Origin of the sequence: Microbispora sp. ATCC PTA-5024, from assembly GCF_000511135.2 — a bacterium.
GTDB classification, from domain to species: domain Bacteria; phylum Actinomycetota; class Actinomycetes; order Streptosporangiales; family Streptosporangiaceae; genus Microbispora; species Microbispora corallina.
Genome location: NZ_KI866523.1, coordinates 143,072 through 167,210, shown reverse-complemented (window position 1 = coordinate 167,210; position 24,139 = coordinate 143,072). Strand labels below are relative to the sequence as shown.

Annotated in this window: 29 protein-coding genes; 12 read left to right on the top strand and 17 right to left on the bottom strand. The window is 69.9% G+C overall.

Annotation, left to right across the window (positions count from 1 at the left end; genetic code table 11):
* Positions 1-141: 141 nt before the first annotated feature.
* The 3 genes from MPTA5024_RS13255 to MPTA5024_RS13245 all read right to left on the bottom strand — a co-directional run bounded on the left by MPTA5024_RS13255 (position 142) and on the right by MPTA5024_RS13245 (position 2,031).
* Entirely contained in the window at positions 142-678 is a 537-nt protein-coding gene (locus MPTA5024_RS13255; RefSeq protein WP_036324238.1) for an NUDIX hydrolase family protein, read from the bottom strand.
* Positions 679-742: 64 nt separating this feature from the next.
* Positions 743-1,165: a nucleoside deaminase gene (locus MPTA5024_RS13250; protein ID WP_036324237.1), complete on the bottom strand. Its 423-nt coding sequence runs from the start codon at positions 1,163-1,165 to the stop codon at positions 743-745.
* A complete protein-coding gene (locus MPTA5024_RS13245) occupies positions 1,162-2,031 on the bottom strand; it encodes an LLM class flavin-dependent oxidoreductase (protein ID WP_036324236.1) in 870 nt (289 codons plus the stop codon). The genes MPTA5024_RS13250 and MPTA5024_RS13245 overlap by 4 nt, the downstream gene beginning before the upstream one ends.
* 93 nt (positions 2,032-2,124) lie before the next feature.
* Here MPTA5024_RS13245 and MPTA5024_RS13240 point away from each other — a divergent pair, with 93 nt between their 5' ends.
* The 3 genes from MPTA5024_RS13240 to MPTA5024_RS13230 all read left to right on the top strand — a co-directional run bounded on the left by MPTA5024_RS13240 (position 2,125) and on the right by MPTA5024_RS13230 (position 5,520).
* Positions 2,125-2,589, top strand: coding sequence for an Lrp/AsnC family transcriptional regulator (locus tag MPTA5024_RS13240; RefSeq protein WP_036324235.1), 465 nt, complete (start codon positions 2,125-2,127; stop codon positions 2,587-2,589).
* Between the two features lie 232 nt (positions 2,590-2,821).
* Positions 2,822-4,123 carry a sensor histidine kinase gene (locus MPTA5024_RS13235; RefSeq protein WP_051458408.1) on the top strand — a complete coding sequence of 434 codons (1,302 nt, stop codon included), beginning with the start codon at positions 2,822-2,824 and terminating at the stop codon, positions 4,121-4,123.
* Between the two features lie 245 nt (positions 4,124-4,368).
* A complete protein-coding gene (locus MPTA5024_RS13230) occupies positions 4,369-5,520 on the top strand; it encodes an acyltransferase family protein (RefSeq protein ID WP_036324232.1) in 1,152 nt (383 codons plus the stop codon).
* On the opposite strand, the gene MPTA5024_RS13225 is transcribed toward MPTA5024_RS13230, so the two are convergent.
* Positions 5,492-6,391, bottom strand: coding sequence for an aldo/keto reductase (locus MPTA5024_RS13225; protein ID WP_036324230.1), 900 nt, complete (start codon positions 6,389-6,391; stop codon positions 5,492-5,494). The two genes, MPTA5024_RS13230 and MPTA5024_RS13225, sit on opposite strands and share 29 nt — an antisense overlap.
* Before the next feature lie 255 nt (positions 6,392-6,646).
* Here MPTA5024_RS13225 and MPTA5024_RS13220 point away from each other — a divergent pair, with 255 nt between their 5' ends.
* Positions 6,647-7,099: a GNAT family N-acetyltransferase gene (locus MPTA5024_RS13220; RefSeq protein ID WP_051458127.1), complete on the top strand. Its 453-nt coding sequence runs from the start codon at positions 6,647-6,649 to the stop codon at positions 7,097-7,099.
* 21 nt (positions 7,100-7,120) lie between these two features.
* On the opposite strand, the gene treS is transcribed toward MPTA5024_RS13220, so the two are convergent.
* Together treS and MPTA5024_RS13210 are read right to left on the bottom strand one after the other, a co-directional pair.
* On the bottom strand, positions 7,121-9,724 hold the full coding sequence (gene treS, locus MPTA5024_RS39585) for a maltose alpha-D-glucosyltransferase (RefSeq protein WP_084369681.1): 2,604 nt from the start codon (positions 9,722-9,724) through the stop codon (positions 7,121-7,123).
* Complete coding sequence (locus MPTA5024_RS13210) at positions 9,708-10,142, bottom strand: hypothetical protein (RefSeq protein WP_157099455.1); 435 nt, start codon at positions 10,140-10,142, stop codon at positions 9,708-9,710. The genes treS and MPTA5024_RS13210 overlap by 17 nt, the downstream gene beginning before the upstream one ends.
* Before the next feature lie 205 nt (positions 10,143-10,347).
* Here MPTA5024_RS13210 and MPTA5024_RS13205 point away from each other — a divergent pair, with 205 nt between their 5' ends.
* Positions 10,348-10,782: a hypothetical protein gene (locus MPTA5024_RS13205; RefSeq protein ID WP_157099454.1), complete on the top strand. Its 435-nt coding sequence runs from the start codon at positions 10,348-10,350 to the stop codon at positions 10,780-10,782.
* 30 nt (positions 10,783-10,812) lie between these two features.
* On the opposite strand, the gene MPTA5024_RS13200 is transcribed toward MPTA5024_RS13205, so the two are convergent.
* On the bottom strand, positions 10,813-11,268 hold the full coding sequence (locus MPTA5024_RS13200; RefSeq protein WP_269750610.1) for an SDR family NAD(P)-dependent oxidoreductase: 456 nt from the start codon (positions 11,266-11,268) through the stop codon (positions 10,813-10,815).
* A 259-nt stretch (positions 11,269-11,527) separates the two neighbouring features.
* A complete protein-coding gene (locus MPTA5024_RS13195) occupies positions 11,528-13,477 on the bottom strand; it encodes a hypothetical protein (RefSeq protein WP_036324224.1) in 1,950 nt (649 codons plus the stop codon).
* A 345-nt stretch (positions 13,478-13,822) separates the two neighbouring features.
* Here MPTA5024_RS13195 and MPTA5024_RS13190 point away from each other — a divergent pair, with 345 nt between their 5' ends.
* Complete coding sequence (locus MPTA5024_RS13190; RefSeq protein WP_036324222.1) at positions 13,823-14,707, top strand: ABC transporter substrate-binding protein; 885 nt, start codon at positions 13,823-13,825, stop codon at positions 14,705-14,707.
* 32 nt (positions 14,708-14,739) lie between these two features.
* Here MPTA5024_RS13190 and MPTA5024_RS13185 read toward each other — a convergent pair whose 3' ends face one another.
* A complete protein-coding gene (locus MPTA5024_RS13185) occupies positions 14,740-15,192 on the bottom strand; it encodes a winged helix-turn-helix transcriptional regulator (protein ID WP_036324221.1) in 453 nt (150 codons plus the stop codon).
* Positions 15,193-15,283: 91 nt separating this feature from the next.
* On the opposite strand from MPTA5024_RS13185, the gene MPTA5024_RS13180 reads away from it, so the two are divergent.
* From MPTA5024_RS13180 to MPTA5024_RS13170, 3 genes are all read left to right on the top strand, one after another.
* Positions 15,284-15,892, top strand: coding sequence for a dihydrofolate reductase family protein (locus MPTA5024_RS13180; RefSeq protein WP_036324219.1), 609 nt, complete (start codon positions 15,284-15,286; stop codon positions 15,890-15,892).
* A 92-nt stretch (positions 15,893-15,984) separates the two neighbouring features.
* Entirely contained in the window at positions 15,985-16,368 is a 384-nt protein-coding gene (locus MPTA5024_RS13175; RefSeq protein WP_036324218.1) for a PPOX class F420-dependent oxidoreductase, read from the top strand.
* A gap of 106 nt (positions 16,369-16,474) precedes the next feature.
* Positions 16,475-16,870, top strand: a complete 396-nt coding sequence (locus MPTA5024_RS13170; protein WP_051458125.1) for a hypothetical protein — start codon at positions 16,475-16,477, stop codon at positions 16,868-16,870.
* Between the two features lie 19 nt (positions 16,871-16,889).
* Here MPTA5024_RS13170 and MPTA5024_RS13165 read toward each other — a convergent pair whose 3' ends face one another.
* The 3 genes from MPTA5024_RS13165 to MPTA5024_RS13155 form a co-directional block, all read right to left on the bottom strand.
* On the bottom strand, positions 16,890-17,351 hold the full coding sequence (locus MPTA5024_RS13165) for a hypothetical protein (protein WP_036324216.1): 462 nt from the start codon (positions 17,349-17,351) through the stop codon (positions 16,890-16,892).
* A 101-nt stretch (positions 17,352-17,452) separates the two neighbouring features.
* Complete coding sequence (gene sigJ, locus MPTA5024_RS13160; RefSeq protein WP_036324215.1) at positions 17,453-18,340, bottom strand: RNA polymerase sigma factor SigJ; 888 nt, start codon at positions 18,338-18,340, stop codon at positions 17,453-17,455.
* Positions 18,340-18,744, bottom strand: a complete 405-nt coding sequence (locus MPTA5024_RS13155) for a DoxX family protein (RefSeq protein ID WP_036324214.1) — start codon at positions 18,742-18,744, stop codon at positions 18,340-18,342. Before MPTA5024_RS13155 ends, sigJ begins: the two co-directional genes overlap by 1 nt.
* Positions 18,745-18,948: 204 nt before the next feature.
* Here MPTA5024_RS13155 and MPTA5024_RS13150 point away from each other — a divergent pair, with 204 nt between their 5' ends.
* Together MPTA5024_RS13150 and MPTA5024_RS13145 are read left to right on the top strand one after the other, a co-directional pair.
* Positions 18,949-19,419 carry a hypothetical protein gene (locus tag MPTA5024_RS13150; protein ID WP_055725768.1) on the top strand — a complete coding sequence of 157 codons (471 nt, stop codon included), beginning with the start codon at positions 18,949-18,951 and terminating at the stop codon, positions 19,417-19,419.
* Between the two features lie 209 nt (positions 19,420-19,628).
* Positions 19,629-20,012, top strand: coding sequence for a VOC family protein (locus MPTA5024_RS13145; protein WP_157099453.1), 384 nt, complete (start codon positions 19,629-19,631; stop codon positions 20,010-20,012).
* Between the two features lie 90 nt (positions 20,013-20,102).
* On the opposite strand, the gene MPTA5024_RS13140 is transcribed toward MPTA5024_RS13145, so the two are convergent.
* From MPTA5024_RS13140 to MPTA5024_RS13120, 5 genes are all read right to left on the bottom strand, one after another.
* Positions 20,103-20,429, bottom strand: coding sequence for a DUF1048 domain-containing protein (locus MPTA5024_RS13140; protein WP_036324210.1), 327 nt, complete (start codon positions 20,427-20,429; stop codon positions 20,103-20,105).
* A 1-nt stretch (position 20,430) separates the two neighbouring features.
* The gene (locus MPTA5024_RS13135) at positions 20,431-20,787 is read right to left on the bottom strand and encodes a DUF1048 domain-containing protein (RefSeq protein WP_036324209.1); all 357 of its coding nucleotides are present in this window, start codon (positions 20,785-20,787) and stop codon (positions 20,431-20,433) included.
* Entirely contained in the window at positions 20,784-21,110 is a 327-nt protein-coding gene (locus MPTA5024_RS13130; RefSeq protein WP_036324208.1) for a PadR family transcriptional regulator, read from the bottom strand. Before MPTA5024_RS13130 ends, MPTA5024_RS13135 begins: the two co-directional genes overlap by 4 nt.
* Before the next feature lie 174 nt (positions 21,111-21,284).
* Positions 21,285-22,049 carry an ABC transporter permease gene (locus MPTA5024_RS13125; RefSeq protein ID WP_036324207.1) on the bottom strand — a complete coding sequence of 255 codons (765 nt, stop codon included), beginning with the start codon at positions 22,047-22,049 and terminating at the stop codon, positions 21,285-21,287.
* Between the two features lie 10 nt (positions 22,050-22,059).
* Positions 22,060-22,824, bottom strand: coding sequence for an ABC transporter ATP-binding protein (locus MPTA5024_RS13120; RefSeq protein ID WP_036324206.1), 765 nt, complete (start codon positions 22,822-22,824; stop codon positions 22,060-22,062).
* 508 nt (positions 22,825-23,332) lie between these two features.
* Here MPTA5024_RS13120 and MPTA5024_RS13115 point away from each other — a divergent pair.
* Positions 23,333-23,860: an AAA family ATPase gene (locus MPTA5024_RS13115; protein WP_036324204.1), complete on the top strand. Its 528-nt coding sequence runs from the start codon at positions 23,333-23,335 to the stop codon at positions 23,858-23,860.
* Positions 23,861-24,139 lie beyond the last annotated feature (279 nt).

Genomic DNA, 24,139 nt, shown 5'->3' with positions numbered 1-24,139 from the left:
GCTCTACTGGGGTGCCGGGGCGGCCGCCCCGGCACCCTTCGGCCGAATCCGGTGAGAGCGCTCTCACCCGATGCGCTTTTCCCACTCAGAAATCTGTCAAGAACGCTTTACCGAATGAGGCGCCCGGGTGCCGGCGACGGGTCAGGTGAGGCGGCCGACGTGGGCGAGAGCCTGCTTGAGAAGCACGCCCTGGCCGCCCGTCATCTCCTGCTGGACGAGCGGCGAGGCGGCCTCCTCGGGGGTGAACCACACGAGGTCGAGCGCGTCCTGGCGGGGACGGCAGTCGCCGGCGACCGGGACGATGTACGCGAGCGAGACCGCGTGCTGGCGCGGGTCGTGGTACGACGTGACACCGGGGGTGGGGAAGTACTCGGCGATCGTGAACGGCTGAGGCGAGATCGGCACGTGGGGAAGCGCCACCGGCCCGAGGTCCTTCTCCAGATGCCGCAACAGCGCGTCGCGGACCCGCTCGTGGTAAAGGACGCGCCCGGAGACGAGCGCGCGGCTGACGGTGCCGTCGGACCCGATCCGCAGCAGCAGACCGACCCGGGTCACCGTGCCGGTGTCGTCGACCCGCACGGGCACGGCGTCGATGTACAGGATCGGCATGCGTCCCCGTACCGACTCCAGCTCGTCCGGAGCGAGCCATCCGGGCACGGTTTCGGTCTTTTCCGTCATCCCGCGATCGTACTTCGCGGCCCGATCTCGGCGCGTCGGCGACCCGGCACAGTCGTCCCGCTGGTCAGACGTAGTAGCCCTCGACCGCCCGGCGGGCCTCGTCGTACAGCGCCGGGCCCTCCAGCCGTACGGCCGGCGGCCCGGCGGGCGGCTTGAGGTCGCTGAGCTGCTCGCCCGACAGGGCGAACACGACTCTCCCGAGACCCGACCGCTCGATGGCCCCGGCGCACATGCCGCAGGGCTGGCAGCTCGTGTACATCGTGGTCGCCGCGGCCGTGGCCGGGTCGAGCTCGCGGGCGGCCCACCTGGCCAGCTTCAGCTCCGGATGGGCCGTGATGTCGGCGTCGCGGATCGTCGTGTTGCGCTCCTCGGCGAGCACGCCGCCGTCCGGACCGACCAGCAGCGACCCGAATGGCGGGTCGCCGCCCTCCCGGGCGGACGCCGCCAGCTCGATGGCCCTGCGGAGGAAGCGTTCGTCGTCGGTCACGTGGTCTCCGTTCTCGAATGGCGCAGGGCGCCGGTCCATGCCGCGTGCACGGTCGCCAGCCGCCGCCACGCGATCTCGGGGTGGCACGTCTCGCGCGGGTCGCCGTCGAACGGGTCGAGGACGACGGTGCCGGCGCCGAGACGGCGCAGGCGGTGGAGGTCGTCCAGGACCTGGTCGGCCGTGCCCTCGCCGGCGAGCCTGCCGGGAGAGGTGACGGGGGAGTCGGTGAGGCGCAGCGCGATCCGGGGGGCGAGACCGGGCACGGGCCGCCCCTCCTCTCCGGCCATCGCCCGCATCCGGCCGACGGCCTCCTCCAGCCACGGGAGCGTGGTGCGCAGCGGATGCCAGGCGTCGCCCAGCCGTACCGCCCGGCGGATCCCCGCGTCGCTGTTGCCGCCGATCCAGATCGGTATCCGCCCCTCGCCGTAGTCGTCGCGGTCGTCCCAGGCGGCGCGCAGCGTGGTGACCAGGTCGTCCGTCAGCTCCCCGCGCCGGTGGAACGGCGCCCCCAGGGCGGCGAACTCCTGCCGCGCCCACCCCACGCCGACGCCGAGGACGAGCCGCCCTCCGCTGATCCGGTCGAGGTTCGCGGCCATCCGGGCGACCAGCAGGGGATGCCGGTACGGCGCGATCAGGACCGTCGTGCCGAGCCGGACGCGCTCGGTGACGCCCGCCAGCCAGGCGAGGGTCGTGAACGGCTCAAAGAAGGGCGGCGGATACTGCTCGGCGACGTCCGGCGTGACCACCACGTGGTCGGAGACCATCAGCAGGTCGAAGCCGAGGGACTCCACCAGCCGGGCCCACCGGAGGAGCACGCCCGGGTCCGTGCCGGGGCCGAAGTTGGGGACGTTGACGCCTAACCGCACCGGTTCAGGCTATCCAGGTGGTACGGGCCGCCTGAAGGGAAACATCACGGGAAAGGCGGGGATCGGCCGTGGAAATCCCGGTACGGTGACGCGATGACCGGGAATCTCGACGCAATCGACTGGGCGATCATCGCCGAGCTCCAGCGGGACGGCCGCATCACGATCACCGAGCTGGCGCGAGTGGTGAACCTGAGCCCCTCGGCCACGACGGAGCGGGTCAGACGGCTGGAGGCGAACGGGGTCGTCACCGGCTACCGCGCGGAGGTCGACCTGGAGAAGGCCGGCTTCGCCGTCCTCGCGATCGTGCGGCTCAAGTATCCGGGCAGCCGTCACGAGCCCCTGCGCCGCCTGCTCGCCGAGCGGTTCGAGATCCTGGAGTGCCTCAGGACGACCGGGGACGACTGCTACACCCTCAAGGTGGCGGCGACCTCGATGGCTCACCTGGAGCGGATCGTGGACGAACTGGCCCAGTTCGGCAGCACGACCACCAATATCGTCTACAGCTCGACGCTCCCCTATCGGGGGCCTCGGGCTCCTGAGCCCCCTCCCGGCGGCTGACCCCCAGCGGGAACAATGCCGAGCTGCATGCTGTATACAGTATGGAGCGAGCGAGGCGTGAAGGGGGGACGTCGTGATCGATTGGGTGCGTCGTAACGCGCGTGCGCCGGGTCGTCCGCGACGGCCGGGCACGATCCGGGGGCGGGTCATCGCGCGTGTGCGTCCGCCGGGTGGCCCGCGATGGCCGGGCACGATCCGCGGTCGGGTCACCGCCCTCGTCGCCCTCCTGACGATGCTCCTCCTGCTGCCCACGAACGCGATGACGAGCGAGGCCGGGCGGAGGGCGTTCGCCGGCACACTCCGGCTGAGCGACCGGGGGCAGACCGCTTTCGTCGCCGCGGCGTTGCGGGCGGCGGCGCTCGCCACCCCGATCGTCCCGAAGGTCGCGGGCGTCGATCTGGTCCAGGTGGTGGCGCCGGGCCACCGGGTGCTCGACGCGGCGAGGGACGTGCGGGGGCTGCCGCCCCCCGCCTCGGTCCGGCCACCGGGGGGCGACCCCGAGCAGGACGTCCGGATCCACGGACACGCGCCTCCGGCACGCGTACGGCTCGCCGCGCAGAGCGTCGGGACGGGGACCCGGACGGCCGTGATCCCCGCGGGCCGGCTGGGCGCCCGGCTCACCTCCGCCGTCGTCTTCACCAGGTTCCTGGGCCTCCAGGAAGCTCTCCTGACGATCCTGGCCGCGCTGGCGACCTGGTGGATCACCGGGCGCGCCCTCAGACCCGTCGAGGACATCCGCCGGCGACTCGCCGCGCTCGACATGCGCGAGCCGGGCGCGCGGGTGCCCGAGCCGGACAAGCACGACGAGGTCGCGCGTCTCGCCCGCAGCGTCAACGGCGCGCTGAGCCGCATCGGGGACGTCAAACGGCGCAGCGACCGCGTGCTCCGCGAGCTGCGGCGGTTCGCGGCCGACGCCTCCCACGAGCTGCGGACCCCTCTCGCCGGACTGCGGGCGGAGCTGGAGGAGTGCCGGCTGCACCCGGAGGAGACGGACGTGCCCACGATGATCGACTGCGCGCTGTCCGACGTGGACCGGCTGGAGGCCATCGTCGCGGACCTGCTCCTGCTGACCCGGGTCGAGGCCGCCGACGGCGCCGGGCGGGCCCCGGTGGACCTGCCGGAGCTGGTCCGGCACGAGGTCTCCCTTGCGGCCGACCGCCTGCCGGTGCGCACGCGGCTCGACGAGGGACTGTTGGTCCGCGCGGTACGTCCGCAGATCGCCCGCGTGCTCGCCAACCTGCTGGACAACGCCCAGCGGCACGCCGCGGCGTCGGTGGAGGTCCACCTGCGGCGGTGCGGGGGGTTCGCCGAGCTCTCCGTGTCCGACGACGGCGCCGGGATCCCCGTGGGTGACCGGGAGCGGATCTTCGAGCGGTTCGCCCGGCTCGACGACGCCCGCAGCCGTGAGCGCGGCGGCACCGGGCTCGGCCTGGCGATCGCGAAAGAGATCGCCCACGCCCACGGGGGGACGCTGGAGGTCGGCGACGCGCCCAGCGGTGGGGCCCGCTTCGTCCTGCGGATCCCGCTCGCCTGAGAACGGTCATCCTCGCCTGACGGACCGGCGGCCCGGCTCGCCTTCAGCCCGGCGGCGCGGCGGCACGGCTCGCTTTGCGGGCGGCCAGGCAGCCCGGCGGCGCGGCTCGCTCTGCGGGCGGGCAGGCAGCCCCTGATCGCCTGATGGACGAGCGGCCCGGCGGCTGGGCTCGCCGGGCAAACGGACCTTGGGTTGCTCAGGGGGAGGAGCGCGGTAATCAGGGTCTATCGCCTAAAGTCACGCGAATGGCCCCGAATCCGTCCCGGCTCGCCTGGCTCGACGCCCTGCGGGGGCCGGCCGCCCTGGCCGTCGCGCTCCACCACTCGGCGTGGACGTTCATCCCTGGCGCATGGGCGGCCGTCGACCGCAGGATCGACGTCGGTACGTGGGGCGTGTTCGTGTTCTTCCTGGTCAGCGGCTACATCATCCCCGCGTCGCTGGAACGGCGGGGAGACCTGCGGGCGTTCTGGATCGGCCGGGCGTTCCGCCTGCTGCCACTGCTGCTCACCGCGGTCGCCCTGGCCCTCCTGCTCGGATACGCCGGGGCGTTCGCCCTCCACCCGGGCCTCGGCCGGCGACCCCTGTCCGTCGTCGTGCTCGGCAACGTGACGATGCTGCAGGAGTTGCTGGGCGTCCCGGCGGTCATCAACGTGATGTGGACGCTCTCCTACGAGATGGCGTTCTACCTCCTGACCGTGGCCCTGTACGCAACGCGGCAGGCGCACCGGTCGGCGCCGATCGCCGTCGTCCTGGCGGTGCTCGGCGTGCTCCTCGGGGCGTTGCTGCCCCGGCCCGTCATCAGCGGGCGGGCCGACCTGCTCGCCGCGCTCCTCGCCCTGGCGGCGGCCGCGGTCGTGGTCGTGACGGCGCGGGCGCGGGGCGGGACGCGCACGGCCGTCGCCGTCGCGGGCGGGCTGCTGGGGCTGGCCCTGGTCGTCCTGGGCAGCCGGATCGGCGCCTGGCAGGGCCTCGTCATCCTCGCCGCGATGTTCGCGGGCACGGCCGTGCACCGGGCCGAGCAGGGGACGATCCGGTGGCGCTGGGCCGTGGCCGCCGTGCTCGCCGTCCTGGTCTGCGGCGTCCCGGCCAAGGACGATCCCGGCTGGGCGCCCGCGCTCGTGCTGGCCACGGCGTTCTTCGCGGCGGCGTTCGCCCTGCGGCACCGGTCGTTCCCTCGCTGGCTCAGCCATCTGGGAGTGATCAGCTTCTCGCTCTACCTCCTCCACCCGCTCCTGCTGCGGCTGAGCCCGAACCTCCCGTTGTTCTTCCTCATCCTGGTGCCGCTCGGCTACCTGACCCACCGGCTGATCGAGGCCCCCGCGCAGCGCCTCGGCCGGCGGCTGTCGGGGCGCGGGAGCCCCCGGCCTGTCACGCTCCGGGATCCCGCAGGGACGTGAGGCGGGCCATCTCGTCGTCCGTGAGCCGGAGCGCGCCCGCCGCGACGTTCTCCGTCAGGTGATCGGGGTCGCCCGTGCCCGGGATGGCCAGCATGTGGGGCCCGAGCTGGAGCGTCCAGGCCAGCCGTACCTGCGCGGCACTCACCCCGTGCGCGCGGGCGACGCGGAGCACCTCCTCGGCGTCGTCCCCGCGCGCGCCCGACTCGCGCCCCTGCCCGGCGACGGCGAAGAACGGCGTGAACGCGACGCCATGCTCCCCGCACAGGCGCGCGAACGCGTGGTCCTCCTCCTCCGCCCCGACGCCGAACCGGTTCTGCACGCAGACGACGGGCGCGATGGCCTGTGCCTCGGCGAGGTGCCCGGGCCGGACGCCGGAGAGGCCGAGGTGCCGGATGAGGCCGGCCTCCCGCAGCTCGGCCAGGGCGCCGAAGTGCTCGGCGACCGAGTCGAGCCGCATGACGCGGAGGTTGACCAGGTCGAGGTGGTCACGGCCGAGCTGGCGGAGGTTCTCCTCGACTTGGCCGCGCAGCTGGTCGGGGCGGGCCATGGGCAGCCACGCGCCGGACGGGTCGCGCCCCGGGCCCACCTTCGTGGCGATGACCAGACCCTCCGGGTACGGCGCCAGCGCGCTGTTGATGAGCTCGTTGGCCGAGCGCAGCGGGGAGAAGTAGGAGGCCGTGTCGATGTGGTCGATTCCCAGGTCGACCGCGCGCCGGAGCACAGCGATCACGCGGTCGCGGTCACTCGGGGGGTCGCGGTGGAAGGGGCGGCCGCCCGTCAGCCGCATCGCGCCGAATCCCATCCGGTTGACCGTCAGGTCGCCCAGCGTCCAGGTGCCCGCCGTCGCGGCGGTGATGCTCTGCGAAGTCACCGGGGAAGTGTGCCACGGCGTCCGGGCCCCGCCGTCCCCTCGGACGCGCCTTGTGGACGGCCGCGCGCGATGGCCCCTTGCCGAGCGGCGTCGGCCACCGTGCTGCCGTCCCGTCCCGGGAGCACCCTGTGGACGGCCCGCGCGATCGCGCCTCGCCGAGCCGCGGCCCTCGGACGCGCCCTGTGGACGGCCGTCCGCGATCGCATCTCGCCGAGCGGCGTCGGCGACCGCGGTCGTCTCTGTGAGGATGTCGGCGTGATCGTGGTCAGCGTGTGCCCCCCGGACGACCCCGGCCTGCTCGCCCTCGTCGACGCCATGACGGCCGAACTCGTCCCGCTCTACGGTCTGCCTCCCGACGCCAGGCCCGCGCCCCTGGCCCGGGACGCCCGCCACCTCCTCGCGATCGACGGCGGGAAGGCGGTCGGCTGCTGCGCGGTCCAGCCGCTCGGCCCAGGAGTGTGCGAGCTGAAGCGGATGTACGTCGACCCCGCCCAGCGGGGGACCGGGCTGGCCGTACGGCTGCTGGAGCGGGCGGAGCGGACCGCGCTGGACCTCGGGGCGGAGCGGATGCGGCTGGAGACCGGGATCCGGCAGCCGGCGGCCGTCCGCCTGTACGAGAGGGCGGGCTACCGGCCGATCCCCGCCTACCCCCCGCACGACCGCGACCCGGAGTCGTTGTGCTTCGAGAAGACCCTGCGCCCGAGCTGAGGCCGTCCGGGCGCGGCCGTGTCAGAGCGAGAGCCAGTAGTAGCCGTGGCCGGACAGCGTGAGCGGGTACATGGCCTCCTCCACCCGCAGGAAGCGTCCTCCCCCCAGCAGCTCCGTCGGGATGCTGCCGAGGTAGCCGCGCAGGTCGAGGCGCGCGGCCTGCGCATGCCGGGAGAAGTTGGTGACGCACAGCACGTGCGCGCCCTGGTGCACCCGGACGAACGCGAGGACGGCCGCGTTGGTCGTCGTCACCAGCCGGAACTCGCCTTCGGCGAAGGCCGGGTTGAGCCGCCGCACCTCGATGAGCCGGCGGAGGAAGCGCAGCAGCGACCTGCTGCGCCGCTGGGCCTCGACGTTGGTCGCCTGGTAGCCGTAGACGGAGTCCATGATGACCGGCAGGGCGAGACGTTCGGGCTCGCTCGCGGAGAAGCCGGCGTTCCTGTCGGGCGTCCACTGCATGGGGGTTCGCACGCTCTGGTTCCCGGACAGCGCCAGGTTGTCGCCCATGGCGATCTCGTCGCCGTAGTAGATGAAGGGCGCGCCCGGCATCGACAGCAGCAGCGAGAAGGCAAGCTCGAGGTGCGCGCGGTCGTTCTCCAGCAGCGCCGCCAGCCGCCGGCGGATGCCCTGGGACGTCCTCATGCCGGGGCTCGGCGCGTACGCCCTGAGCAGGCGGTCGCGCGCCTCCTGATCGATCCCGGTCAGCGACAGTTCGTTGCCGTTGCGCAGGAACAGACCCCACTGGCAGTCGGGCCGGAGCGGCGGGGCCTGCCTCAGCACCTCCGACAGAGGCGTGTGGTTCTCCTGGCTCATCGCCAGCAGCAGACGGGGGACGAGGGAGTCGTACTGGACGACGTGGCATTCCCTGCCCTCTTCCGGCCCGCCGAAGTAGCCGGCCGCTCCCCGGGGCTCCGAGCCGACCTCGGTTATCAAGATGCGGCCCGGGTAGACCTTGTCGATCTCCTCGCGGATCCGCCGGATGTAGTCGTGGGTCTCGCTGAGGCCTTCTCCGTCGCCCTCACGCTCGTAAAGGAAGGGCGCCGCGACGAGGCGGAAGCCGTCGACGCCGAGCTCCAGCCAGTAGCGGACGACCTTGAGCATGCTCTCCTGGACGGCCGGGTTGTCGAAGTTGAGGTCCGGGCTGTGCGGCTGGAAACGGTGCCAGTAGTACTGCCGGCGTCTCGGGTCGTAGCGCCACTGAGCGGAGGCCGTCTCGCTCGCCGGGAGGTTCAGGTCGTCGCTTTCCGCCGTGTCCCGCCAGACGTAGAAGTCGGCGTACGGCCCCTCGCGGCCGGCCCGCGACTCCTGGAACCACCGGTGGTGGTCGCTGGTGTGGTTCACCACGAGGTCGAGGACCACGCGCATGCGCCGCCGATGGGCCTCGTCGACGAGTTCGACGAGGTCGCCGATGGTCCCGAGGCCGGGGTGGATCGCGGTGAAGTCGCTGACGTCGTACCCGTCGTCCCTGAGCGGAGAGTCGAAGATCGAGGACAGGACCAGGCAGTCGACGCCGGTCCACTGCAGGTAGTCGAGCCTGCGGGTGAGCCCGCGCAGGTCGCCGACCCCGTCGCCGTCGCCGTCCGCGAACGACCGGACGCGGATCTCGTAGAACACGGCCTTGCGGTACCAGTAGGGGTCGGCCGACGCCGTGCTGACCGGTTCGAGGCTCGCCGCGACGCTCCGCCCGGCGAGCGCGCGCCGGGAGGCGAGCCGGACCTGTTCGTCCTGGTCGGCGCGGAGGGCGACCAGGGCGGCCTCGGCCGCCGCCGTCTCGACGCCGCCCCCCTCGGTCAGCAGCGCCACGAGCTCGTCGACGACGGCCAGCCGTGCCCGCGGGTTCGGGCTGTTTACCAGGTTGGCGACCTCCTGCGGAAGCCCGCTGGTCCTGCGGGGTGAGCGGGACAGCCAGAAGTCGCCCGTCACCGTCCCGGCCATCTTGGGCGTCTGCTCGTGGCCGCTCGTCCTGACCTTCTCCACCGCGTGGTCGAAGGCCTCGCGGACGCTGGTCCAGCCGTTGCCGTCGAAGTCGGCCGCGCCCGACGCGATGCCGTCGAAGAAGGCGGCGCCGAACACCGACGGCTTGGGCCCCGCCGGGCCCGGCGCGCCCTCGTGCGCGAGCTGGACGGCGCTGGTGGAGACGATGACCACCCGTTCGACATCTCCCCGCGGGCGGATGCTCGCGAGGAAGCGCCCGGCGTAGCAGCAGTCGAGCACCACGACGACCCTGCCGGCCGGGCACCCGTGCAGGCAGTCGGCGAGCCATTCGGCGGAGATCGCGGTCAGCGGCGCGCGCCGGGGATCGGAGTCGGCCATGACGAGGAAATAGCGATTGTGCTCGTCGACGAATCCGTGGCCGGAGAAATAGGCGAAAAGGAAGTCGTCCGGATCCGCGTTGGCGAAGAACTCGTAGATGCTTACTTCGGCTTCCGCCCGGGAGGGATCCAGGAGAAGCCGCACCGAATCGAAGCCGCCGAGATCCTCGTCGGTGAGCACCCGCTCCATCGCTTTCGCGTCCTCGACGGGCGAGGCGAGGGCAGGAAAGGCGGGATCGCGATAACGGCCGACCGCGACCGCTATCGCGCGACGGGCGCCGTGCCTCCCGCGCAGATCATTCTCGGGCGTCATCGGCGCCGTTGTTCTCCTGTGCCCGGCGGGGCTCGCTGCGGATCATGATGCGTTCGGCGAGCTGGAGACTCGTCTTCTCGTCGTAGCCGACGATGGCGGCCTGGAACCTGCCGTCCTCGTGCTCCTCGATGCTGACCTTCTTCTTCTCGTGCCTGCGCAGCCAGTCGCGGATGATGGAGGCCACCGGCCGCACGCCGTAGGCGTACAGCAGGACCACCATGGCACCGTCGGCGATCACGGCGCCGACCCGGGTGCCCGGCGGCGGCTCCTTCGTCACCCGCTGCACGCGGACCACCCCGTTGGCCTCGCGCAACTCCGTGGCGAGTTGCTGGAGGCTCTCGTCGAGCCGTTCCTTCTCGCCGGGGTCGTCGCTCATCACCCATATCGTGATCGGCTGCGCCTGCTCGGGGGAACTCATGGCAGAAGTTTGCCCGAAGCCTCCGTCAAAACCCAGATCTTTGCGCGTTCCGTGCGGATCACCGGCCTCTCGGATTGAAGCCGGGCCTTGCGAATGGACGACGCGCCCGCGCGATCGGCGCCCCTCGGGCGTGCGGGCTGTAAACGCCGCACCTGAAATGCCGTTTACGGTGAACCGCCGGGCGTCGCGGTGCATGGTGGAGGGCATGAGGATCTCGCGGATCGCGCTGCCGCCGGCGGCGGCCCTGACCGTCCTGACAGTTCTGCCCGCCCTGGCCGTCACGGCTCCCGCCGGGGCGGCGGCCGCGCCGCGGAAGCCGCTCGTCGCGTTGCGGGAGGAGGGCGGCTTCGCCGGGCTCGACAACCGCGTGACCGTCTACACCGACGGCTGCGCCGCCCTGAGCCGCCGTACCGGCCCGACCGTCCGCACCTGCCTGACCGCCGCGGAGTGGCGCGGCCTGCGCGGCTCGCTGAAGCACCTGCGCCTCGGCCGCTCGGAGGCCCGGCCGCCGGGGGCCGACTTCATCCGGTACGGCCTGGCCTACAAGGGCCACCGGGCCGTCCGCTACACCCTGCCCGCGACCTGGAAGCCCGTGGTGAGCAGACTCGAGAAGATCCTCGTCGCGCATCCGGCCCGCTGACTCCCGCACGGCGGGCGGCCCGTCGCCGGGTCACGGCATCCATCTGCCGCCGGCGACGTCGATCGTGAGGCCCGTCAGCCAGGAGGACGCGTCGGAGGAGAGGAAGGCCGTCACCTCGGCCACGTCGAGCGGGGTGCCGAGGCGGCCGAGCGGATGTCCGGCGAGCACCCGCTTCCTGAACCCCTCCGGCATCCGCCCCTCGAGACGATCCGTCATGATCGTCGATGGGGTGACGCAGTTGACCCGGATGCCGTACGGGCCGAGCTCGTGCGCCAGTTGCCGCGTCAGTGCGACGATCCCGGCCTTGGCCGCCGTGTAGGCCGCCGAGGCGGGGGTCGGCGTGCGGGCGGCGAGCGACGACATCGTGATGACGAACCCGCGGCCGCGCTCCCGCATGCCGGGCAGGAAGCTCTTGACCACGAGGAAGGCCGAGGTCGGGTTGGCGTCCAGGGTGGCGTGCCATTCCTCCTCGGTCGTCTCGTCGATCGGCCGCGGCCCACGCGCGGTACGTCCGCACGTGGCGCGGGGAGCGATGCCTTCACCGGAGAGCGGCGGGCGGCCAAGGATCGGCTCATGGCGGCCTCGTCGCGAACGCCACCACGACCTTCGGCTTCACCGTCAACGGCGCCGCCGCGACGCCGACCCTCACCTGCACGAGCCCGTGATAGGTGAACGGCCCCTCGGGCCCGTGGCCGACCGGCGCCGCCGCCGGGCCACGGGCTCGATGGGTATCCCCTCAGGGACCTCACGCCTGAGGCGCTCCGCCTCGTGGGCCGACCAGTGCGCCCGGTTCGTGCGGGTGTACGACGTGTCCCGTGGCCAGCAGCCAGAGCGCCAGACCCCACAGTACGGCGAAGAACAGCAGGAGGAGCACCTTCCTCCGCCTCGTGGCGTGGCCGCTCAACGTCGAGGACTCCCGGACGAGAAGCAGCGACACCGCGAAGGTCGTCGGCAACAGGAGCAAGGACAGGAACTGCCCGGGAATGTCCCGCCGTACCACGAGCGGAGGCCACCACGACGGGGGCCACCACCAGACGGCCGGCGCCGGCCACGACCACGAGAGGTCCACGAGCCGGAGGAGAGTGAGCAGCGCCGCCGCCGTTCCCGCGATGACCAGCCAGTGTGCCCGGCGGATGAAGTGCGCGGGCCGGAGCGGGCATTTGATCCAGACGCGCTCGGGACGTCTCCTGCTGCCGGAGTAGGCCGAGAACAGCTCCTCGGTGTTGTAGAGATGATCGACGACCGTGCGTTCTGTGAGGTTGCGGCTTTCCCCGCGGAGCTCGCACTTGCCGAGCTCGACGCTGGTGTCGGTGACCCTGATGTTGAGGTGGCTCGACACGGCGTCCTTGAACATCACCCACTCCCAGGCGGTGGAGCTGGTCAACCACGGTTTCTGCAGCTCCCGCCCGCCCTTTCGCGGGTGCGAGAAGTAGATCGCCCGCCGATCGGACACCGTGATGATGAACGAGTCGCCGAGGGGCACGACACACTCCGCGAACAGCTCCCAGCGACGTCCGTATCCCGCGTAGGCGGTGACGAGCCTGCGGGCCGCGGCACGCACTTCGCGGTCGGCGGTCCACGCTCTCCGGTCGGCGGTGCACGCTTCGCGGTCGGCGGCACGCGTCCCGCGGCAGGCGGCACGCGCTTCGCCGTCGGCGGTGCGCGCCGAGCCCCCTTCGCCGGGGGACGACGCGGAGACGTCCTGCTCCTCACATCGAGGCCGCCCGGGTCTCGCACGCAGCCGCCGTTCGACCAGGCTCCATTGGGCGCGCCTGCGTGACCAGAAGGTGGACGTCTCGATGTCCGCCGCCTTCCGCGCCGCCTCGTCGAGCATGGTGCGAAGGTTCTCGAGCAGTACGTTCACCTCGTCTTCCAGGCTCCGGCACTTCTCCTCGAAGGTCTTGCCCGGGTCCGCGGCGGCCTTCACGGCACGCGACAGGCCGCCGTGTTTGACGAAGCTCGGCAGTGCGATGAGCGGATTCTCGGCGACGCTCTCGTTGTGCGGCGCTACCTCCGTCCTGACGATCCTGCGGATGTCCGCCGCCTTCCCGCACCAGGTCCGGTACATGTCGTACGTCAGGTACCAGTGGAGTTCGCAGTCCTTGAGGCCGTCCAAGAGGTATCTGTACAGCCGCGGCCACTCGGTGAAGAAGTACGCGCACGCGTTCCCGAGCTTGTGCCGGTATTTTCTGATCCGCCGTTGGCCGTATTTACCGGTCCGGGCGAGGAAGCCTATCCACGGGCCTGGGGCGAGCCCGAACATCTCCGCGAGGAACTCCCGCAACTCTCCGAGTTCCGCCTCCGCGTCGCGCCCCTCGGACGTACGGCCCGGCGCGACGCCCGCCTCCTCGACGAGATGGAGGATGTACTCGGCCTGCAGCTCACCGGCCAGACCGCCGGAGACGCGGTACACCGGCGCCCCGGCGACCGTGATCGACAGATCGATCAGCGGGATCTTGGGCAGTAGGGTTATCGGAAGCACCAGTCGCACCGAGTCGTCGCCGGTCAACCCGAAATCGGCCAGTACGGCTTTCAGCGGCTTCACGTCGATTTCCCGCTCCCGCTCGGACCACAGAGCACTGGACAGCTCAATGTGCTCGATCGAGCGCTGACGCCACTCGTCGGGGTTGTCCATCAGGAAGAAGAGCACGCGTTTGTAGATGTCCTCGTTCTCGTCCAACGTCAGATCCAGCATCGGGCTCGACCTCCCGGCGGCTCTCCGCGCTCTCGAACGCTCTCGAGCGCTCTCGGCGGAAAGCCGAATGCGGTCCGGCGACATCGTTGATGTCTTCCCTGCCGGTCCGCGTCAACGCCCGCCCATGGGGGCCGTACGAATGGTGCGGGCAAAATCTTGACGAGCCCCCGGAAAAGAGGTGTTCCGCCGCCCGGGGGATCGAGATCGGCGCGACGGGCGCACAGGAGCCTCGCGTCGGCCGTGGTGCGGACGCCGTGGATCAGAGGCCGGCAGGGACGCGCCGGGCGGCGTTGAGCTGCGGTTTCCTATCCTGATGTTGACGTAACCCCGGAGGGGGTCCTCGCAGTGCACATCATCGACCTGACCTTCGTCGGGCGGGGGATCCACGAGGAACTGGTCGCCTATGTCGCCGACCAGCAGAACTACTACGAGCAGGAGGGGGTCCACGTCGCCCTGCGCGACGGATGCGCCTGGGACGGCGAACGCGTCCGGCGGACCGCCACGATCGGCCTGGCCCGGGCGGTGCTGTCGCGCATCACCGACGGCGTCCCGTGGACGGTCCTGTGCGTGAACACCCACCGCCCGCTGTTCTGGCTGCTCGCCCGGGACGTCTACGCGTCGGTCGAGGAGCTGAGGGGCCGCAGGATCGGCATCCACCCGCCGGCGACCGCGCCCGGGTGCCTGTCCCGGATCGTGCTCAGGAGGCACGGGATCGATCCGGACCGTGACGTCCGGCCGGTCGTCATGACACCCGGCGACTACGGCCGCCACCTCCGCCGGCTCGCCGAGGGCTCCCTCGACGCGGCGTTCGTCGGCAGCACCCTCGCCCCCGAGGTCACGGTCCGGGAGAACGGCCTGCGGCTGATGGCCTTCGTCGGGGACCACTTCAGGACGCCCACCGTGGGGATCGCCGTGGACCCCACCCACACACCGGTGGACGACCCGGCGGTACAGGCTCTCGTACGGGCCAACCGCCGAGCCCTGCGCACCATCCACGACGAGCCGGATCTCGCTGTGCGGTACGTCAACGCCCTCATTCCGAGCCTCACCGAGACGGAGGCCCGCCGGCACTACGAGCGCTACGTCGCACCGTACTTCACCGCCGACGGCCGCCACGATCCGCGCGTCGCGGCTTCGGCGTTGCCGAGTCTGGCGGAGGAACTGGGCGTGTCCACAGTGCCCGACGCGGCCGACATCTACCGGACGGAACCGGCCGAGGGTCCGTCGTAGCGCCGATCCCGTGTGGGTCTGGGCGGGTTTGGTCAGACGGCCGCGCCGGGGCCTGGCAGCGGGTCGACGTCGCCCCCGTGCATCGGCTCACCGCAGTGGGCACAGCGCAGGTCGACATGGCTGATCTCCCCGCACGCGTGATGGCGGTAGAGCACGGGCGGCCCGGCCTCTCCCGCGAGCCACCGGTCCCCCCAGCCGGCCATGACCATGAGCAGGTCGACCAGCTCGGCGCCCTTGGCCGTCAGGTGGTACTCGTAGCGCGGCCGCTGGTCGTAGGGACGGCGCTCGAGCACGCCCTGGTCGACGAGGTGGCTGAGCCGCTCGGTCAGCACCTTGCGCGAGATCCCGAGGTCGGCCTGAAGCTGGTCGAACCGGCGCATGCCGACCCACACGTCACGCAGGATCAGCGGCGACCACGGCTCCCCGATCACGTCTAGGGTGCGCGCGATCGAGCAGGCCATCTCCCCGAACTTCGTGCGTTGCATGAGAGCAGTCTAGCAATTGGGGTTCCCTGAAGGAACTCCGACTGTTATGGTCGTGGAGTCTCTTCAAGGAACCCAAAAAGGAGTCGGCACGATGAGCAAGGTCTTCAGCGCCCTCGCGGTGTCGGTGGACGGATACATCACCGGGCGCGACCCCGGCGCCGGGCGCGGCCTGGGCGACGGAACGATGCTGTTCGACTGGTACTTCGACGGCGACACGCCCAGCCGGGTGTCCGAGGGATTCCGGCTGAGCGGCCCCAGTGCCCGCGTCTTCGACACCCTCGCCGCCCGGGTGGGGGCGGTCGTGGCAGGGCGCAACACCTACGAGGACTCCGACCGTTTTGGAGGCGGCAGCCCGCACCCGGTGGCCCCGCTGTTCGTCGTCAGCCATCGGCCGGTGCCGGAGATCGGCGAGACGCAGACCCTGATCACCACCGGCATCGAGGACGCGATCGCGGCGGCACGCGAGGCCGCCGGGGGAAAGGACGTCGCCCTCATGGGCGGCGGCGTGGTGACGTCCGCGCTGCACGCGGGCCTCGTCGACGAGGTGGTCCTCCACCAGGTGCCCGTTCTGCTGGGCGGCGGTCGCAGGTTCTTCCAGGAGCTCCCGGAGCACGTGCGCCTCCGCCTGCTGGAGGCCGTCCCGGCCCCCGGCGTGACCCACCTCCACTACGAGGTGGCGTCACGGGAGAGCTGGGCATGATCGGCGCCCCCACCGCCCGCGTGGACCTCGGAGTGGCGGTCGCCGACCACGTCGCGCGGCGCGCAGACAACCCCCGCTGAAGGAGTACACCCATGCTCGACCCCACTGTGCGCCGCGTCCTCGACGGCACGTCGATCGCGCACCTCGCCACCGTCCTCCCGGACGGCTCGCCCCACTCGGCTCCCGTCTACATCGGCACCCTCGATGACCGGATCGTCTTCTTCACCGGCCCGGAGGTGCGCAAAGCACGCAACCTGCGCCGCGACCCCCGGCTGGCGCTGTCCATCGCGCCCGTGGACAACCCGTTCGAACCCGTAGTCGTCCGCGGGAGGGCCGTCGAATGGATCGAGGGCGACGCGGCCTGGGAGATCATCGACCGGCTCGCCATGAAGTACACCGGCGTGCCGTACCCCCGAGGGCAGGAGCGCGTCGTGATCGTGATCGAGCCCGAGCGCCAGACTGTCGGCGTCGGCTGAGCAGCCCCGAGCCGCAGACGGATCGGTATGGGGTTGGGCGCTGTTGCGTCGCCTCGGTGTCAGCCGCCATCGTGGTGTGGCCGGAGAGGATCGAGGAGGCGGAGCGTTGATCAGTTTCGACGGGACCTTCTACACGATCGCTGACCCTCTGTTCGAGATGACCATTCCGGCTTGGGAAGGCTATGGGCCGGACACGGCCGATGAGGCGGACGTCACGATCACCTTTCCCGACGGCTCCCGCCGGTACGCGACCTTCATGACGGTGGACGTGATTCAGAAGGTCATAGATAAGAACGCACGCACCGGTGAGTCCCTTGGCGGCCGCTACTTCTGGTGCTCCGATCTGATCATCATCAGGAATGTCGGTTTCGAGGAAATGGCGGCTGCCATCCGTGATCTGATCGAATCGGGAGACATCGAGCAAGCCTGTGGTCTCCTCGCCCCCCTCGACCATGCAGGGGACCGTCAGCGTTCGTCGGTCGAGTCGGAGGCCTGCTCGTAACTCAGGTCTGCTGTGGTGTTCAGAGAGACATCCAGCAGTACAGGTGATGTTCGTGCTGCCTGGCTTGCACCGCCAGGTCACGCAACTCGTAAAGCGCCTCGCTGAGTTCAGCCGGGTCTGCGTTGCCCCAGAACTCTTCTGTCTGTGACCAGGGGTGTGCCACGGCTCGGATCTGCTCATCGCCGGCGGTGGCGAGTGCCGTGGTGAATTCATCGGTGATGGTGAAGAGGCCCTGGTGTCCGTCGTCACTGTGCTGCAAAGTCGCGGCGTGCCTGGACCGATCGGCGATGTCCTCGTAACGGCTTACGGTGAGCAGCGCTTCAAGGGTTCCCATCATCACGTGTGGATCGATGCCTTTGAGTTCGACGCTGTCTTTCGGCTCGGTGCCAGGGGGCGGGCAGGTGGGACCTGCCGGCCAGTCGCAGACGGCCGCGGCTTCGTCGTCCGTGGCAGCCCTGAAGTAGTCGTAGAAGATTCCCATGATCGGGCAGCGTGCCAGGAGTAGGGACTCTCTGTCATCACCAGACTCATGAAGGGGGTGGCGGGCCTTGCGACGGGGGCTGCTGCCGGGAGCTGCGGACCTCATCCCGCGGCGTGGCCGGGGACGGATCCCAGCTTGTCGGGATTGCTGACCACGTAGATGTCGCGTACCTGCTCCCCGCCGGCATCAAGGTCGAGCACCATCACCGCGAGGGGTGCGCCCTCCGTCAAGATCACCACCGAGGGGTCGCCGTTGACGTGGTGGTACCGGACGTCTACGCCGCCGCGTGCGTTGGCCACGACCAACCGGGCGACCTTGTCGCGGCCGCGGATCGGACGAGGCCCGCCCGCCGCCGATTTGCCTCCGCCATCCGGCCACAGGACGACGTCGGGCGCGAGCATCTCCATCAGCGCGGGCAGGTCGCCGCCGAACGCCGCCTCGACGAAACGCTCCGTCACCTCCCGGTGCGTACGACGGTCGACCCGGGCGCGCGGGCGCCGCGCCTGGACGTGTTCGCGTGCCCGGTGGGCGATCTGCCGGATCGCGGCCGGGCTGCGGTCCAGCATGGCGGCGATCTCGGTGTGCTGGTAGGCGAAGACCTCGTGCAGGACGAACACGGCCCGCTCCAGTGGGGTGAGCGTCTCCAGGACCACCAGCAGCGCGATCGACACGGACTCCGCCCGTACGGCGGGCTCCGCGGCGTCGGGGTCGGTGACCAGCGGTTCCGGCAGCCATGGGCCGAGGTAGGTCTCCTTGCGCCGGCGCAACGCGCTCTGGTGGGCGAGAGCCTGATTGACCGCGACGCGCACCAGGTACGCCCGGGGGTTGCCGATGCCGGCCACATCTCGTGCCGCCCACGCCAGCCAGGTCTCCTGAAGCACGTCCTCGGTGTCGCCGACCGTGCCGAGCATGTTGTAGACGATGGAGAACAACAACTCGCGGTGGCCGGCGAACACCTCGGAGGCGTCGGCGGCGGGGGTTTCACACATCATGCGACTCCTTGCCGGTACGGATACTCGCGCAGCACGAGGGCGGGATCGAGCGCCAGTGTGGCGACCGCCAGGCCGAGGAACACGATCGCCAGGTAGAACTGGGGTGAGAAGTCGCCGACGCGCAGATGGGTGTAGAGGGCGCAGACGAAGTAGAGGACGAGCCCCGCGGCGGCGGCGGTCCCGAGGAGGGGCACGCCGAGCAGACCGAGCGTGAGTCCCAGCGCGCCCAGGGCCTTCAGCGCGCCGATCGGCCAGACCAGCCACGATTCGGGCACGCCGGCTCGGGCGAGCGCGGGACCGAGGGTACGCATGATCGGCGCGAAGCGGGTCATGGCCGCGAATCCGGAGAACGTGTTGAAGGCGATGGTCACCAGAGCGGTGACGACGTAGGCGGTCGGCATCGAGGGCTCACCCGCGGAGACGAGCCGGTGGACGACGGCTCGCTCGCTGTACGCGTACGGGAACGGTCATGCCTCCTGAGAGAACCTTCGGGGAGGAAGTGTGACGTCCCGGCCGAAACACGGGACAGCGGTGTCAGTCGCCGTAGGCAGGTCGGGCGCGCGTCTTGCCGGGAAATGTCGCCGGCCGGGGTTACTGTCGCTGCCATGCCGGTACCTGAGCTGATCCCCATCTCGTACGAGCCCGACTACCACACCGACACCATCGGCACTCACGCTGGAGGCCTGTTCTTCGGAGGGGTGTGCAGGGGATGGCCAGTCGGGGCTCACGAAGAGGTGGGCGAGTGGCCCTGGCGTGATGAGAACGGTGAGCCGATGCCGGGGCCCTGGTTCGCGATCCTTCATCTGTTCGACCGCGACGGCGGGCACCTCGGCTCTGAGATCAGTCCGTTCGCGGACGGTACCGAGGCAGATCAGGCGTTGCGACGGATGCTGGCCCGCTTGCAGGACGTCGAGTACCGGGACATCGCCGTTCGTCTCTTCCGCGTCGACGCCCACGACTGCATCTTCGGTCTCATAGACGAGACGGACAAAGCCGAAGACGGCGATGGCCACGTCGAGTACTACCCCAACCACATCGGGTTCTACGAGCCGTGGGATGGCTCCTACGACACCTGATCGCCAGCCGAGCGAGCGCGGAGCGCCAGCGGCCATGAGACCCACGATCACGAGTTCCCAGCGCATTGGGCGACCGCCTCGACACGCTGAAAGGCGCTCCGGGGACTCCGAACCGTGTCAGACTCGACGGGCGCGATCAGGGCCCCTTACCCCGACAAAAGGCAGGAAACCCGATGGCAGCCGAAGCCCACCCTCCCGTCATTTCGCTGATGCTCGCCGTGCCTGACGCCTCAGCCGCGGCGCGATGGTACGCCCAGGCGCTCGGGGCCAACGAGCTGTGGAACCTCGGCGGCGTGGTGGGACTCACCGTCGAGGGCGCCCCGTTCTTCTTGGGTGAACCTGCGAACAACAACTGGGACACCCCCGCCGTCCTCGGCTCCAGAACGGTACGCGTCGAGGTCTTCGTGGATGATCCCGACAGCTTCATCGAGCGCGCCGTCGCGGCGGGAGCGGACGGCAGCGTCGACGAGATCCGCGACCACGAGGCGCCGTGGGGCGTTCACCGGCAGGGCGGCTTCATCGACCCGTTCGGCCATCTGTGGCTTGTCGGCGACAGATCCCCGCTCAGGGAACACGACATCCGGAAGGGCTGACCGGTCACGGATTGGCGGAGGCAGGGCGAGGTGCTGCAGTTATCTGTGGGCACGCAGGCTGGTCAAGGCGTCCGCCGGTTTTGAAAGGTGCTACTTTTCGGCCGTTCCGGATTTCCCGCTGATGGACTCCTGATAGATGTCCGCGTAGGTGCGCGAGTCCTTGATCAGGTCGTCGCAGAAGGCGGCGACGTCGGTGCCGATGAGTTCGAGGACTCCCTTGCCGGCCTCGACGCCCTCCTCGAAGAAATCGACGATCCCCGAGAGCAGGGACCCGTCAGCCAGTCCGACCGGTCCGACCTTGAAGAAGTACCGCTGAATCTCCTTGTAGACGATCTGGTAGTCCGGCGGAAGCGCCTTGACGCGGGCCATGTGCGCCCGCCACTGCTTCTTGCCCTCGATGATGTCGTGGATGCCCACGTCAGCCTCCTAGCCGGCCCAATTTCCTTGCGACGTTCCTGTTCAGCTGCTCGCGCCACCGGTCGCGAAAGCTTCGAGCACCTGCTCCGCCGGCCAGTGCCGCGCAAAAGCCGGGGATGTCGTCACCCAGCACCTCGTGAATGCTCTGCCCGTCGGACGCCGTCTCTTCGAGCAGCCCCAGAGCACCATCGAGAATCGGCATCAGTTTTCGACCTGTGAAGTCTCCGTAGAGAGAAAGATGGCCCTTGATCTCTTCCCAGGCTGCCCGGTAGTCGGCCGGCAATGCCTCGGCACGGGCTTCGAACGCCTTCCACTCCCGGGTGAGATCGCTGCCTGTAATGGTCTCCCAGAAGTTCATTTTCCACCCTCCTTGAGCTTGTCGATCCGCGATGTGATGTACTCCCATTTCGCCCAGAACGTCTCGAGTTCTTTGCGCCCCGCGTCGTTGAGGGCATAGAACTTGCGCGGCGGGCCCTGTTCGGACGGTCGTTTCGTCACCTGGACGAGCCCGTTCTTCTCCAGTCGCAGCAGGATGGTGTAAACCGTCCCCTCGACGACGTCCGCGAAGCCGAGTTCGTTCAGCCGGCGCGTGATGGCGTACCCGTAGGTCTCCTCGCTACCGATGATTTCGAGCACGCAACCCTCGAGCGTGCCCTTCAGCATCTCCGTCAGGTTGTCCACAGTGGGTCCTCTTCCGTCCCCCTAGTACTCGGTGGTACCGGGTAGTGCTATACCGTACCACGGAGTAGTGGTGCGCTGGGGCCTGACCTGCCCCGGCTCGTGGCCGGGCATACTGCCGGCGGCGCGAGACGGGTAGGGGAAGCGCGGTTCTCGTCAGAGCAACCGCGCTGCTCCCTAGGAGATCTTGCGGCGGTAGGTGTTCATGGCGAAGACGTACGCGACGACGAGGATGCCGATGCACCAGGCCAGGGCGATCCAGATGTCGTCGCCGACCGGCTGCTCGGCGAACAGGTTGCGGATGGCGTTGACGATGGAGGTCACGGGCTGGTTCTCGGCGAAGACGCGCACCACGGTGGGCATGGTGTCGGTGGGCACGAACGCCGAGCTGAGGAACGGCAGGAAGATGAGCGGGTAGGAGAATGCGCTCGCGCCCTCCATCGTCTTGGCCGACAGGCCGGGTATGACGGCGATCCAGGTCAGCGCCAGGGTGAAGAGGATCAGGATTCCGCCGACCGACAGCCAGGCCAGCAGGCCCGCCCCCGAGCGGAAGCCCATGAGCAGGGCCACGAGCATCACCACCACGAGCGAGACCAGATTGGCGACCAGCGAGGTCAGCACGTGCGCCCACAGCACCGACGACCGCGCGGTCGGCATCGACTGGAAGCGCTCGAAGATGCCGCCCTTCATGTCCATGAACAGCCGGTACGCGGTGTAGGCGATGCCCGAGGCGACCGTGATGAGCAGGATGCCGGGCAGCATGTAGTTCACGTACGACGAGCCCGATCCGGTTCTGATCGCGCCGCCGAAGACGTAGACGAACATCAGCATCATGGCGATCGGCATGATCGCGGTCGTGATGATGGTGTCGGGGCTGCGGGTGATGTGGCGCAGGGAGCGTCCCAGCAGGACGGTGGTGTCGCCGAAGAAATGCTTGTTCATCGTGGTTTCCTTATGACTTCGTGCCGACGAGGGTGAGGAAGACGTCCTCGAGGGTCGGCTGCTTCTCGACGTACTCGACCTTGGCGGGCGGGAGGAGCTGCTTGAGCTCGGTGAGGGTGCCGTTGACGATGATCCGGCCCTCGTGCAGGATCGCGATCCGGTCGGCGAGGTGTTCGGCCTCGTCCAGGTATTGCGTGGTGAGCAGCACCGTGGTGCCGTTCTCGGCGAGCTCCTTAACGGCCTGCCACACCTCTATGCGCGCCTGGGGGTCGAGCCCGGTGGTCGGTTCGTCAAGGAAGATGACCGGCGGGTTGCCGATGAGGCTCATCGCGATGTCGAGGCGGCGGCGCATGCCACCGGAGTACGTCGACGCCTTCCGGGCGCCCGCGTCGGTCAGCGAGAAGCGGGCGAGCAGGTCGTCAGCGATCTTGCCGGGATCCTTGAGGTGCCGTAAGCGGGCGACCAGCACGAGGTTCTCCCGCCCCGTGAGGATCTCGTCGACGGCGGCGAACTGTCCGGTGAGGCTGATCGACTCGCGTACGTCGGCGGCCTGGGTGGCGACGTCGAAGCCGTTCACGCGTGCGGTGCCGGCGTCGGCCTTGAGCAGCGTGGACAGGATCTTCACGGCGGTGGTCTTGCCCGCTCCGTTGGAGCCGAGCAGGGCGAAGATGCTGCCGCGCGCCACGGTGAAGTCCACGCCGCGCAGCACCTTGAGTTCCTTGTACGACTTCTCCAGGCCGTGCACCTGGATCGCCGGGGCTTGTTCTGTCGTCATCGCTTGGTCCTGTCTTCTCTTTCGGGGTTCTCGCCGGCGGCGCGTGCGATGGCGCCGGCGAATCGATGCCCTTCCCGGGCCCGGTGCTGTCCGGATGGCGCCTTCGGCTACTTGGTGGCGCTAGCTACTGGTACAAAGTAACACCGAGTACTGGTACCTAGCAACACTAAATAGCTGTGCATGTGGGAGCGGCCTGGTCGCTGTCCGTGGGCGAGTCCGTCATGCCTCAGGGGGCTCGATCGCTGTGGGGTGGCGGGAGTGCCCGCGACCGCGAGGAAGCGCTTGCTGATCTGTTCATGGCGTCAACGATCGCCGGAAGCGCTGACACCACCCCGTTGCCGTGCTGACACGGCCGCCGACGCGACACCGCAGCAAGCCTTTCTCCGGCGGGACATCCGTAGTGCTGTTACCAGAAACGATCACCATGGGTGGTCATGCCATCCGCCACGGCAGGACCTGTTTCTCGGCGTCCGTGCCCACGGCCCGGACAGCACTAGCATCGGGCTCCGTGATCGTATGGCTTAACGGCACCCACGGCGCAGGCAAGACGACGACCGCGGCACTCGTGCAACAACTGATCCCTAATTCACGGGTGTTCGACGCCGAGAAGGTAGGCGAGACACTCATGGACATCACGCCGGGGCTGCCGGCGACCGACAACTTCCAGCACTGGCCGCCGTGGCGGCCACTCGTAGTCGAGACCGCCCGCCTCGTACTCGACTACACCGGCGGCACTCTGGTGATGCCCATGACTGTCCTGGTCGAGCAGTACTGGCGCGAGATCAGCACGGGCCTCGCCCAACATGCCATCCCCATACGGCACTTCGTCCTCCATGCTGACCAAGACACCCTCCGCAGGCGCATCGAGGGGGACACTCTTCTCGGCTCCCGCCCCTCCCCCTTCCGTCTCAGATACCTTGAGCCCTACGCCGAGGCGGCCCGCACGTGGCTACACGGCGAGGCCGAGGTCGTCGACACCACGCACCTAACACCCGCCCAGGTAGCGCTGCAGATCGCAGAGGCCGTCAAAAGCTGAGGTTCGCCCCCACGCGGAGACTGTGAACCACGGTGAACGTTTCGGTCACAGCGCCGGCGATCAGTCCCGCTACCTACAGGCCCGTGCTCGTGCTCGGCGATCACCTCGGGGCCGGAGTGCCCCCGCCGGAGGCGTATTCAAGCTCAGACCCCTCGGCCCTCCACCTGAAGCCGGGGAGCGTTGCGCGTAGGCGCCCGAAGGGCCGCGAAGCGGTTGGGCCGGCGGCGGAGCGGTGGGCGACGGGGCGTGTGTGGTCGGCGAGTTCGGTCGGTACGGCGT